The following is a 14,363-nucleotide window of genomic DNA, read 5'->3' on the forward strand; positions in this document are numbered from 1 at the left end:
AGCGTACGCGTCCAGTTGTTGTGCAGCCAGAAGCTGAAGTTGGCCGCCGTCGGTGGCACCAAAGCCACGTTCAAGCTGACGGTGGCGACGTTGGAATCCAGCTGCCCGTCATTGGCGACGTAGGTGAAGCTGTCGTTGCCGTAGTACAGATCCGTGGGCTTGTAGGTGAAGGTGCCGTCGGTGTTCTGAGTGACGGTGCCGTGCTGCGGCCCCTGGATGATGCGGTAGGTCAGAGGGTCGCCATCCACGTCGTTGGTCGACGTGTGGAAATCCACCTTGACGTTGCCGTCTTCGAGCAAGCTTAGCGATTGATTCTTCGCGGTCGGGGGCTGGTTGACGTAGGCGACACTGAGATGGACGGTCGCCGTATTGGACTGCGCAGCACCATTGTCGAGCAGGTAGGTGAAGCTGTCGTCGCCGTAGAACAGATAGTTCGGCGTATAGACAAAGCTGCCGTCGGGATTGAGCGTGAGGGTGCCATGCGCGGGGCCGGTCACGAGCTTAGGTGCGGCACCAAAGAGGTCGGTGTCGTTGACCAGTACGTTACCGGTGATGGTGGTAGCCACGGCCCCGTTCTCCAGGCCATTGAAGGTGGCATCGTTGGCGTGCGGCACCGCGAAGGTGGCGACGTCGCTGATAGTCACATGGCTGCCCGAGGGCTCAAAGCCAATCAGGTCGAAGGACAAGTTCACCGCTGTGCCGGTGGGCACGTTGCGCAGGTCGACGATATACGTGCGGCTGCCGTCGGCGTTGTTGATGACGGTGATGCCTTGCGCCACATGCGAGCTGCCGTCGCCTTGCAGGTTGAGCAGTGCGTCGGTCTGGCTAAGGTCGAGAGCGCCGGCCAAAGAGGTGCCGGTGGTGGCGTTGAGCAAGGCCACCTGGAACGCATCTTCAGGACCATCGCCTGGATTTTGCAGTGCGACGTTGTTGACAGTGAAGCGCAAGAAGCGGTCGTTGGCGCCAAGCATGAAGCTTTGGCTGAGACGAGTCTGGCTGCCAGAGCCTTCACTGAGTGTGGCGCTGTGGTGGTCGATTTGCACAGAACCTTCCGTTGACCAGCCAGCACTGGTGTCGAAGTTGCCCTGCGTCAGTGCGTGGTTGGTGACGTGCAGGTCCTGTAGCCCAATATGGCCATTCTGCATATTTGTGGTGCTGTCAACATAGCCGGCGTAGTGCAGCCGGTTGGCAAGTATGGCGGCGAGTGCATCCCCGCCGGGAAGTGCCGGGCTCCGTGTGCTGGGATCGTTTGGAGCGTTGCCGTCGGTCTTTATCTCAGCCAAGAGATCTGCCATCAGCGCAAGCTCATCCTTCGATGGTAGACGGCGCTCACCGGGTTGCAGCGTGGGTCCCATAAAGTCGTTGTTATCGGGACTGTGCTCCAGGCCCAGGGCATGGCCATACTCGTGCAGCAGTACGGAGAGAAGGTCCATCTTACCTGCAGCGGCGCTGCCAGGCTTGGCCAGCCACACGTCCGGACTGGAACTGGGAAGGAAGTTCTCTTGATTGTTGGATGGATTGGAGTCCACAAACCAGCCATAGCCAGCGGCGTTTGATGAAAGCGTAATAGTTGGGTTTGAGTTTTCGTTTTCGGTTTCACCAACGATGCCAGAAGCAAGAGAGCTAAAATCAACAGGTGCAACGGTTCTCGAGACTGTTTTTTCGGAACTGGGGGGAGCTATTGTCGTTTGCTGTGAAAAATTGCTGACTTGTTGCGTCAGGGAAGTGGAGGTATCGCCATTGATGAGTAGGGTTTGCGCGTAATCAATAACTGAATTGGCATTGGCTGTCGTGATGGATGGGCCCGTTTCCGATCCAGGTAAAAGGTTAATTGGAGTGGCGGAGACGGTCAGGTTATCCGGTGCGATGTCTTTGGCCTCTGGAGGGCTGAACGTGACATGAAAATGAGTTTCGTGCGGTGGGAGTTGCTTACTAAAGGTGATGCCTACCCTATGAAGGATTTCGTTAATATTCAAATATGGATTTGCTTTTTTGTCTCCAATAAAGAGCTGGATGATTAGCGGATTTTTGTCGCCGACGGAGCCAAAAAGCGACTTCATTTCTTGGTCGGTCGCTGAGCCTCCATACGTGAGATTTGAGGCAAGCCAACTTGATCTATCGTCCTGGCTCACATCGTAAAGCGACAGGAAATCGCGTAGTGCGCCCTGTTGATCATTAATGCCGTGATCGTTTGATCCGGATGAAAGTAAGCCAGAAAGATAAATGGCGTTGCCGAGATCCCATTGGTCGTGTTCGTACGCTCCCAGATTCGGGATATTTGAGTACAGCGTGCCTTTGGATGGGTCCTTAGGATCTACGTATGTTTTCTTTAGCGTGGCCTCGTCTAGGGTGAGCCCCTCATTCACATGTTGATTTCCAGGTAAATAGACTGGCTTTTTTGTCTTTGGATCAATGACGGGGTTACCGTTCTTATCTTTTAATTGAGGTCCGATTGAGGAAATAAATAGCCGCACGCCAAGATCCAACGCCATGCCTACATCATGCGTTCCATGGCCAAATGGCGAATGATTTGCGTTGGAATCCGTCGATGAGTTGAATTCAAGGGTTCGCTGCCTTCCATTTGACGTTAAGCGTAGTGCGCTTGGCGCGAAATTGGCGGCGACCATTGCGTCACGAAGCCAGCTAACGCCCCATTGCTCTGGGGTGTCTTGAGAAACCCATCCAGCCATTAGATGGTGATTTATGCTTTGAGATATGTTCATCCAATGCGGCGCATTGTACGCATTTAGATATTTATATATCTGGTCCTGATCCGTTCCGGATATAGACAAGCCTTGAACATCGCTGTTGAGAGTAGAGTAAAAGGTGGCGCGTTGGCTTTTTGGGTATGCCCCAAGAGCGCCGTTTGGTCTTGTTACCAAAACCTGATCGCTAAGGCTGTAATTGACAACTTTGTCAAACAGATATGCTGCGTACTTTACGTCGTTATTCCATGTCCCGTTAACGGAAAATTCCTCAACTTCCTTGCCGGAAAGCGTGGTGTCCTTTGACCCGAACGCTGGGAAGCCAAGATACTTTAATCGCTGCTCCACACGATATACGTCCAGCACATCATTGGGTTCGCCGGCTCCGACACCTCCCTTGAGTCTGAAGGTTGAATATCCCGGGTCATCCAAGGGCCTGTCACCAAAGAAAGTGCTCGAGGCAGCGGCATAATCCTTTGCCCACACCAAAGCCTCGCCGGTTCCGGGTGTGCCGGTCTCTTTGTCGGATGCGCTCTTGTTCGCATCATCAGTGTAGTGGAAAGTAAAGTTGGCCCATTTCTCTTTAAGCAGGGTTTCGCCGATCCGCAGCCGCTCCATATCGCTATTGGAGCCGCTATCTGTAATGTTTGGTACAAAATAAAGTACGCCTGTATCCTTGAATTCGGCATCGACGGTGAATAGAGACGGATCGCCCGTGGCTGTGTCGAACGCTCGTGATACCGGGGTGTAAGTGCCGTCACTGTTTTCCTTGGTAACTAGCTTCATCATGCTGTCGTCGCTTGTGAGCGCGGCGATTTCGTCTGAAGAAAGCGAAAAATCGCCCAGATCCGCCATACGACCTTCCAGTTCCCAGCGCGCGTCGTCGGAAAGCTTTTGCCAAGGGGTGTCGTAAATTGCCTGAGTGATCTTGTTTTCCTTCAATAGTAGCTGGCGGGCCACTAGTTCTCGTAGGTTTATGCCTACAACGTCACCCATGTTGCCTGATGCTTGGACATAGACAGGGTCTCCATCAAAAAATGTTCCGATCGGAGCAGAGGCTTCTGTATTGTTGTTCGGATCGTGAATCAGCTGTTCAGCGTCAGACGGCAATGTAATGTGTGTACTTAAATTGCCGTTTTGCGCAATGGCGGCCTGGATCAACGCATCTACGTCCCAGGCGTGCGATTGGTTGGGCTCCTGGGACATGTCATACGGCGTCTTGTAACGTCCTGCCAGTTGTCCGATTAGCACCTTGCCGTCCGGAGAGATGGACAGATTTTGGATGCCGTAACCGGCCAGAGGCAGAGTAGCGCCTAGGAATTGCGGCGTGCCCAATAGGCCGAACGGGTCCTTGATGATGCCCAGCTTGCCACCGACGTTCACCTTCTGTGCGGTGGCAGAGCCGCCAATAGCGGTAGGCGGTGCGCCTGGCGAGAGGAACTCGTAATCCGGCGGTGTAAACATCGCCTCGTAGTACGGATCAAGATAATTGAGATTGTCGTCTGCCACGATGGCGTATTCCACGCCGTCTTTTTCAACTAGCACAGCGCTTTGCGCACGTTGAATATTGAGGCGATCGAGGGTGATGTCCTGATTGGGCTGAGACAAATCGATGCTATTCAACACCGCGGAGATCACGTGACCTTTGTCATCCCGTGTAAGAGTGAGCGTCGCTAGGCCCCGGTCGTAGTCGTGGATATTGGTGACGAGGTAGCGATCTGCATCCTTGGTGGCGGTGATGGTGTATGGGGTCTTGCCGCTAATGCCGTCATCAGGCAGTTGGGCGATCACTGGTGCTGCGATCTTTCCAGTGGCCGGATTGAAAGTGGAAAGGTCAAATATCAGCACATTGCCGCGTAGCTTGGTGTTGCCCATGCTAAACGTATTGGCTTCCACCGGTAGGCTGACGATCAGGGTATTGCCATCTGGGCCGATGGTCATGCCGCTGACGCCATTTGGTGCACTATTTGCACCGTTGCTTTGAACGGTAACGATCTGGCCGAAGTCCTTGCTCCCTGGAGCGATATTCATCGCCAGTAGTCGGCCTTGCGGGCCGCTCTCACCAATCATCAGAAGGTTGCCTACGGTTGCGAGGCTACTGACATCTTGGCCGTCTTTTAAGTCTAGGGTATTGATCAGTTTGGAAGTCAGTGGATCAATTTCGTAAATTACGTCACGACCGCCGACGAATACTCGCGTGTTGTCGTCGGTAAATACCACCGGCTGCACTTTGTTGCCGTATTGATAGTCGCCGCCAAGAGAGTTTGGATCGCCCATGATGTCGAGCAATGCGACGCTGCCAACCGGTTGGTGCTCTCGGAGTAGCGTTAGACCTGTCCGAGTAAGTACCGCGGCCATGTCCGACTGCGGTTTCAGCGGAACGATATTGCTGGCGAATTCCTGTGGTTGGTCATCGCTCAATTCGCCCGAGCCGGTGAATTCGCTGGTAGAAATGCTCCGCACCAACTGCCATTGGACGGTGCCAATGGCAACGTGCTCAGGGGGTGTCACAGTGATAATGCTGCCGTCGGCCAGCGAGCCATCCACGGTTTGCAAATCTACCGAGATACCGTTGGCTTGAATCATGCGCACGATGATGTGGCCGGGAAACTGACCAGGGTTGGCATTGGCCAAGGTAAGCTGGACGTCGCCGTCCTTCGTGACGGATGCATCTTTGATCGTGGGAACCACCACATTACCCCACAGCGTAGTCGCCTGTGGCAGTACGTTAATGAGATGAGTTTCGAGATCCTGCGTATCAAGGTTCTGGGTCGGATCGATCTTGGGTAGCAAGAAGTTGGCGAATTGGGGTACGCCAAAGTGGTAGTTGCCCGCTGTAAGACTGGTAGCTTCGGTAGTCAGGGTAGCCAATGCATCAGACTGGATCGTGGCACCCGTGAGGCCGCCGGCCACACTGATGCCAAGGCCGCCTAGGGTCATCCAGTCGCCATCGCCGAGATCGAAGCTATAAGGTGGCACGCTGCCGGGAACGACCTTACAGACCAGGTATTGGCCAGAGCGATCGAGGCCGGCATAAGGCGGGCTGGCCGTGCGCGCAATGCCATCTGTACCGACATAGCCGTTATCGACTAGCCACCAAGTGTCCTGATAGCTGCCATCTTGAGTCAGTACCTTGCCGCGGCGTAGGAAGATCACTTCGTCGCCAACGTTCGCGCTTCCTTGTAGGGATACAGCTAGTTGCACCCGAGAGGTGCTGACCGTGTTGCCCATATCGAGGTTGAAAGCGCCGACTGCGGTGAGTGCTGTACTAGTCGGTGCGGCCAAACCAGTAACGGCAGACAGCTGCGTCAGATCAATGCGCTGGATCGCCACCTGGGTGTTCTGCGGCAATATGCCGGCCCCGATCATCACTGTTTCGCCGGTCGGAGCGCTGATGACGGCGCTTTGATCCTTGCTGACTTCGACGCCTTGCACAACGTGCGTGGTGGGATCGATGGCTTCTGCCTGTGTGGCGGTGACGTTTAGCGTGATGTCGCTTTGGCCGATCGCCTGTGTGGTGATGTTACCATTGTCGTCGATCTGGCTGTCTAGGCGCAGCACGCTAATGGTGACAGCCCCGGACTTGAGCGCGGTGATCACGCCATTGGCATCAACCGTTGCGATGTTGGCGTCGCTGGAGACGTAGCGCACCCCGATGGGATACACGGTGTTGATCGCGCTTGCCTGGCCGTTGCCGTCGATCACTTCAATCTGGCGTGTGCCACCAGGTGCAAGACTGAGCGAACCCGGATATACCGTGGTTTGCTCCGGGGACTGTGTTACATCATCGTCTGCTTCAGGATTGTCCGCACTATCAGGGTATGCAACGTTAAGCGCTTCAACCGCCCTGAGCGTTTCACCAGTGCCATCAGTATGGCTAACGATCAATAGCGCGGGGCCGCTTGCTTGGCAGAGTAGTTTGCTGTGTGTTGGATCAAGACTGATCGGAGGGTTGCCGATTAAGCCTATGCCGCTCAAGTCATCGAGAGTGACGGTGAGATAACCGGCATCGGCGGTGACGCCTAGTTGGTCGGCGAAGTCCAATGTGGCCTGGATCGACACAGTTTGGCCTGGTTCTAGGCCAGTGATCGGTGTGAGATGGATCGCGACTAGCGGTGCAGAGCTGACATTAACATTCAGCGTAATCGGCGCGCCGGGGGCATAGCCGTCATCCGGCAGCACAGTGACCGTAGCTGCACCGCTGTAGCCGACGGTGGGCGTAAAGATCACCGATTTGCCGTCGCTGCTCACTTTCGCCGTGCCATTTGTGGTGCCAATGACACGCCAGTAGATTGGCTCACCTGCATAATCCGTGGCGACCTGATCCAGGGCGATGGTGGTGCTCAAGCCAACGTGCGTAAGCGTGGTCGGCAGGTTGGCTGCCGCTAGCGGCGGCAACGCAGCTTGGAAGCCATAGTTGGCATAGAGGATTTCGCGATCGGTTTGATCGACCACGCCGTCGCCGTTGATATCACCGGCGAGGTTCTTGCTGGCGATATCCTGGTCCAGCGCGGCCGCATCGCTGCCATCGACCTTGCCGTGATGGCCGAGGTCGCCCGCGATGCTGACGCTGATCTTCGCAGTGCCGGTGCCTTGCAGGCGCAACAGTTTCATGCCGGCATCGGTGATGCGCACCAGGATGGTGTGCACACCGTTGACGACGGTATTGCCGAGCACGTCGCCGCCGACTACCTGCAGCGTGCTGTTCGGATCGCTGAAGGTGGCGCTAATTGCGACGATCAATGCACCACTAGTGCCGGGCACCTTAATGGTGGAGGCCAGTTCACTATCGCGGATGGTGAAGGCTAGGCTGGTGGTTTGGTTGGCTTGTAGCGTGCCGTTCCAGGTGTTGGCGGTGCTGTTGCCCATCCAGTTGGCAGCAGTACCCAGGTTGGCCGTGATGGTGTCAGTCAGTAGCTGACCGTTGCTGTCGTAGCCATAAGGCGTGCCCATGGTGCTGCCGTCGAGGGCGCGCGCCAGTACCAGGCGGTTCTGGCTGTCGTAGGCATACACCATGCTGCGGGTGTTGCCGTTGGCATCGAGCGGGCCAGTGATGCGGGCGATGTTGCCGTTGGCATTGCGCAGGATGTCGATACGGTCGCTGGCGGTGCCGCCGACCAGGGCGATGCCGCTTTCGGAGACCAGCCATTGCTTGCCATCGGCGAAGGTCACGCCGGTGATCTTGCCGGTAGCGTCGAGGCTGTATTGCGTGCCATCGGGGGCGGTCAGCACATAACCATCGGGCACCCAGGGTAAGCCAGTGGTTTCGTCGTAGAGATGGCCGCCCTGGCGCTCCAGCGCGTTGCCATTGGTGGCCGCAAGTTTCCAGCCCTGGTTGCTGCCGAAGTCAGCGTTGTAGCTCAGCGGCGCATTGGCGCTGCCCTGCATGGCGATGCCATTGGCGCCCAGGGTGAAGCTTAGGTTTTGCAGCGGCGCATTGGCATCGCTGAGGTTGGCCGGGATCGAAAGCCACACATGGCTGCCGGTGGTCCAGGCCGCGGTGGCGCCGCTGGTGGTAGTGGCTGGCTGATCCGTGGTGAGGCCGGTATCGAAGCCGGCTATGGCCCAGTTGCCGAATGCGTTGCCGGTGTTGCCGGCAAAGCTTCGGTTGACCGTAAAGGCATGGCCCCCGAGCTGATAGGTCACATCGGCGACGTTGTCCTGGCCGAAGTTTTTCTGCGCAGTGTTGACGATGATGTTTGCATCAATCTCGGTAGTGCGGCCCTGCAGATCCCACGCAGTGAGGCGCAACTGATACACACCATTGCGGAAGGCTGCCGGGTCGAGCGAAGCGAGGCTTACCACCTGGTTGATGTTGCTGGCGTCGTAGCTCTGCTGGCCCAAGCTCTGCCAATTGCTGCTGCCGTTCGGGGTGATCTCGACGCGATAGCCCATCAGTTGCAGTTCTTGCAGATTGGCCTGCAGATTCGTCAGCGTGTCGATCTCGACTGGCTTGCTGTTGAGCGTAGCGCCGCTGAGCGCACCGCTCCATGCGGCAACGGGGGCGAGCGCGGTCGGGTCCTTGATCAGCAGGGTGCTGTCCTGCGTGGCGCTGAAGCCATCCGCATCCGTTGCCGTCACGCGTACGTCGATGGTGCCTGGTTGCGTCGCCTTCAGATGTACGCGGCCGCTGCTGTCGAGGGCGACGGTCTGCCACTGGTCGCTGCCCAGGCCAGTGCCGCGGATTTGCACAGCCAGACCGGTGACGGCGCTGAAGCTTTGCGCACGCACGGTAACCATGATGTCCTGGCCGGGTAGGGCAGGCGTGCTGGGTACGCTGTCGACCAGGATCTTCGGTGCGTTGGCCGAGGCATCGGCGACGACGCGCACAGTGAAGCTGTGCTGCACGACGTTGCCGTGACCATCGTCGACATTGGCGGTGATTACGAAGTCACCCACCTGGCCGGGGCCGGGCGTCCAGTTCAGCTGTTGCTTGGTGGTGTCGTAGCTGGCGCCTTGCGGCAGGTTGGTAAAGCTCACCGTAAGCGCCTGCGTCAGCGCACTGCCATCCGGGTCATTGGCGTAGATGCCTTGCTGCGTATCGGTGCCGCCGAGCTGGATCGGCAGGCTGAGCGCTTGGCCCACCACCACCGCATGGCTGCTCACCGACAAGCTCGGGGCGCGATACACGCCGAGAACGTGTACTTGCACCGTTTGCGTGCTGGTGAGAGTGCCATCCGTGGCTTGGAAGGTGAAGGTGAAGTCCTTGCTTGGGCTATTCGCCTTGTCCACCGTGTCGAAGCCTGGTGTCCATTCGAAGTAGCCGCTATTGCCGTCGAAGCTGATGCCGGGTGGCGTGTTGGCGTCGTAGATCAGGCTCAGGTGTACCGGGTTGCCGTCGACGTCGACGCTATGCAGGTTGAACGAGAGGGTGTTGCCTTCGTTTACCAGCTGCAGCGGCAACGGCACGATTTGCGGTGCTAGCGACACGTGGGCGACGTGCACTTCGAGCGTGCGCGTAAAGCTCATCGAGCCATCGCTGCCGGTGACGGTGATGTCATACACACCGTTGTTGCCGGCCTTGGAGGCGAACATGTCCGGCGTCCAGCTGAGCGTGGCCTGGTTGCCGTTGGCGGCAGCGGGTACGTTGAGGCTCATGCCTTGCGGCAGGCCGGTGGCGGTCCAGTTGATCAGGTTGCCGGCAGCATCGTTGGCAAACAGACCCACCGAGACGGGATTACCCTCGCTGGTGTTGATGACGACCGGCGTGGTGGCGGTGCCGGTGTCGTTGACCGTCTGGCCGTTGACCTGGATACCAATCAGTTGCGGGGGCGTGTCGCTGGCCACGACGACCACGTGGATCGTGTGCGTCACCACGTTGGGCACCGGATTGGCCGGATTGACGTAACCCTGGTTCTGTGGCGGCAGACCGCTGTCGGTGACGGTGATGGCGATGTCGTGTGGGCCGACGTCGTTGGCGGTGGGCGTCCACGTCAGCAGCGCCTGGCCGTATTGCGTGCCCAGCGTGAGTTTGGCGTTGATCGGCAAGCCGTTGCTGGTCAGATGCAGGGCATCCTGGTCGGCATCGGTGATGTTGATCGGCAAGCTCAGTGGCTGGCCGATGATCGCAACCACTTGTTGTGGCAGGTTGAAGACCGGCGGTTCGGTCAGGCTCGTGGCGGTGACCACGAAACGTTGCGAGGCGGCCATGCCGGTGGCGGTGTTCTGCGCAACTACGGTGAGCGTGTAGTCACCGCGGTCGTTGTCGCCCGGCGCCAGGTGAATGGTGCCGGTGATATGGCCATCTGCCGTTGGCGGGTTTTGTGTGAAGGTGGCGAAACGCGGTAGGCCGTCGATGGTCACCTTGATGTTGTCGCCTACGCCTGCAGCGATGCTGACTGGGATGTCCAGCGTGCTGCCCTTGGCGACGGTGGCATCGGCAATCGGCGTAACAGCGGGTGGCAGGTTCACCTGCACCACGTTGATCGGAATCACCACGGTGCTGGTGATCGGCGTGGAGGTTGTGTCACCCGCCTTGCTGGCAACCACCGTGACCTTGTACTGGCCGGCCTGGTTGTAGCCCGGGGTCCACAGGATTTGTAGCGTATCCGGGTCGAAGCTTGCGCCTTGCGGCAGGCCGGTCACGTTATACGTCACCGTCGATGCGACGTTGCTGCCGGTTTCGTCGACCGGCTGGGTACCGGGCGCCAGACGCACCTTGGGTGCAAACAGCGGATTATTGGGGTCGAAGGCGAACACGCTGATGCTCAGCGGCTGGCCTTCCAGCGTGGTCCACGGCTGGCCAAGGTTGCCGTCGAACTGCAAAGCGCCGTTTGCGTGCAGCACGTTGAACTGCACAGTCTGCTGCACGCTTGTCGCCTGCGTGGAGCCATCAGGCAGGGTGTAGGTGGCCGTCAACGTGACCGGCACGCTGACCGCGCCCTGGATGTCGTAGCCCGGCGTCCAGCTCAGCCAGCCGGTGTCGCTGTTGATGGTCATGCTGGCGGGCAGGTACGGGGCGCTGTAGCTCAGCTTCACCGTGGTGCCGTCGGCGTGCTTCAAGCCACCCGGCACAGTGCCGGAGAGTTGCAGGCCTAAGGTGTCGCCTTCACGCACGGTCTGTGCGGGCACCGGTGCGAGCACTGGCTGCGCCCATGCCGTATTCACCACGATGTCGAAGCTTTCGCTGGTAGTGGTTTTGCCGTCGCTGACGGTGATGGTGACGTTCTTGTACGTGCCGGCCTGGTCGTAGGTGGGCGTCCAGTTGAGTGTGCCGGTGCGTGCATCGAACGATGCACCTGGTGGCAGGTTGCCCATGCTGAGCGTGAGCGGGTCGCCGTCGGCATCGGAAGCGCTGATCGGCAAGGACCAGGTTTGGCCTTCGTTGATCGTCACCGTATCTTGCGGCGCAATCACCGGCGCATGGTTGCCGTTAGTCACGCTGATGTGCAGCGTCTGCAGGGTAACGCTGCCGCTGGCATTGACCACACGCAACACAACCGTGCTGTCGGCATCGGCGTTGGCGCCGGGCGTCCAGTTCAAGGTGGCGACGGCGTGGTGTTTGCCGCTGGCATCCACGGTGACGCTGGTTGGCGGCGTCAGCGTCAAACCTGCCGGTCCTTGCACTACTTGCCAATAGACAGCACTGCTGTTGTTGTCGATGGCTTCTACTTGGCTCGTCCAAGCCTGGCCAACGGTGGCGGTTTGCGTAAAGGTGTCCGGCGTGTCGCTGCTGCCCACCGCAGTGATGGCAGGCGGTAGATCGGGCGTCGGCACCGCATAGATGCCATGACCCAAGTTGAACTTCGCCAGATCCGCCAGGCCACCGCCAAACTGGTTGGCAGGCACGACGGTAATGGTCTGGTTGGCGAGCGTAGCGCCAGCGGCCAAAGTGCCGTTGGTGAGGTTGCTGGTGAGATCCAGCACCCACAGGTCCGATTGATCGCCGGTGCCATGTGTGGCACCGGTGATGCTGTCGTTGAAGTAGCTGCCCGGATCGAGCAGCAGCATCAGCGGGCCATGCAGGTCATCGGTGCCGGTATTGGTCACGCTGACGTCGTAGCTCACTGCACCGGTGCTGTCATCGGCACGGGTATTGCTGAAGTGCAGCTGCACGTGTGCGCTCATATCGAGCAAGGCGGTAAAGCTGCTGATGCTGTCCTGGCCGATGCGCAACTGCATGGCGCTGCGCAGGTTGCCGCTGACGGTCAACTGGTAATGACCGGCCGGTAGGCCGCTGACATCGAGATACGCGGTGTGTGTGGCAGCATCCCAACGGATCGCCGTGGGCGAGATCGCCTGCGCGCCGGCATCGCTGGATTGCAGCACGTAATTGGACGGATCGAGTACGGACGAGCCATCGGTCAGCGCCGATTGCGGATCGCTGCCCAGCCACATGTCCTGGTCGAACTGCACCGCAATCTGGTTGAGCGGCAGCGGTACCAGTGCACCATCGGGCACGCTGGTGGCGATCACCTTCGGTGCGTGCGCGGGGGCGATTTCGTCGACGCTGTTGGTCTGCGCGACCAGGATGCGGCCGTCGGCGGTGGTGATCACACCCTCGCCTTGCGTACCGCCGCTGGCCACTTGCAGCACGCGGCGCGATTGCAGCTCGATCATCCACACGGCGGAGCCGTGCGTGCTGTCGGTGATGCCATTGATCGCAACGTGCTGGTTCAGGCCGCCGGTGGCAATCAGCAGGCCGTCCAGCAAGGAGCCGGCCTGGCCGAAGGCGATGTGGTCGACCACACCGTTGATGGTGTATTCCAGTTCGGCGCGGCCCAGGGTGGCGCCGCTCATCGGGAAGCTGATGATGTTCGTGGTGCCATTGGGGTCGGCCGCGGTGATGTTGCTGCCGCTCCACTGCACGCCCCACAGCCGTCCATCCGGGCCGAAGGCCAGCGACGACACGCGGGTGTTGCTGAAGTGCTGCCACTGCTGCGTCGGATCGGTGACGTTGGGGTGGAACACCTCGATGCCGCTGCCGTCGGAGACATAGATGTCGCCGGTGCCCGGTTGAATCGCCAAGGCATGCGTCAGCGGCTGGTTGCTCGGGCCTTGCAGACTGCGCAGTACGGCGCCGCTGTTCGGGTCCACTTGCAGCAACTCATTGCCGGTCATCACCCACAGCTGGCCCAAGCTATCGACGGCCATGTCCAGCACCGGTTGATCCAGTGTGAAGAGTGGCGTCGTGCTGTGGCCGCCATCCTTGGCGGAGTAGCGGTACACGGCGTTTCGCTCCGTGCCCGCACTCACGAGTAATGAGCCGTCCGGCAGTTGCACCAGGGCCATCGCGCCGATATCGCCTTCGCTGGTGCTGAAGCCATCGGCCAGGCTGCGAGTGCTGAACGGCGCCAGCACGCTGGTGAGGTCGCCTGGGTTGTTGCTGGCGACATTGCCAGGCAACAGCTGAGTGGCCTGTTGGAACAGCGCGTTGCTGTTATAGGTGCGGTCCTGTGGCGCTTGCGGTGTTTGTGCGGTCTGGTCCAGCGTCGGCGTCACGCCGAGGCCATCCAGCACCGCTTGGCGTGCGCCGTCATCCGGCAGCACGGCGTTGGTGACATTGGCAGCTTCGCGATTGCCGGCATTGTCGGTGGCGACGGCCAGGAACTCGTATTGATTGCCAGCAACACCCGTGAACACTGCCTCGGTGGTGCTGGGGTCGACCTGGCGCTGCCAGATCTGGAAGTCGCCGCCGTTGGTGGCGACGTAGACCGTGACGAAACGGATGCCGCTGGCATCGCTCTGCGCGTTCCACTTCACATCGTAGGTCGGTGCACCTTGCGCGTTGTTGCCTTGCGAGGTGACCGTGACGGTGGTGGTCGGTGCCTTGGCATCGAGCGTGGTGGTCACTGGCGTGCTGTCGATCGGCGGGGCGCCATCGAAGAGGATGCGCGCTTGCGTGGTGATCTTCGCGCCGGTGCTGGCACCAGCCATCGCTGCCACGGTGAAGCTGACAAAGCCGCCTTGCGCCGCGCTCTGGCCGGCAACCGGGGCGAGCAGGGCATTGCTGACGTCCTGCATCACTTCGCCGGTGTTCGGATCGATCGCCTGGATCAACCAGGTGGCGATATGCGAGGCCACATCGACGCCCGCGCTCACGCGCAGGATGTAGCCCTTGCTGGCGGTGAAATCGAAATCGGCCTGGAAGTTCGCGCGGTCGGCGGGTACGTGGATATTGATGTCGCCGATCTTCAGGTCACCCAGTCGCAGCGAACG

The 14,363-nt window shown here is 59.3% G+C and carries 1 protein-coding gene (running past one end of the window); it reads right to left on the reverse strand.

Annotated features, from left to right (window positions below; translation table 11 throughout):
• On the reverse strand, positions 1–14,363 hold part of the coding region annotated (locus tag QQJ96_RS14515; protein WP_284332734.1) for a CARDB domain-containing protein (this coding region is incomplete at its 3' end). 19,782 nt of the annotated region lie beyond the right edge of the window; 14,363 of 34,145 annotated nt are visible.

The organism is Dyella flagellata (assembly GCF_030160275.1).
GTDB lineage: Bacteria > Pseudomonadota > Gammaproteobacteria > Xanthomonadales > Rhodanobacteraceae > Dyella_B > Dyella_B flagellata.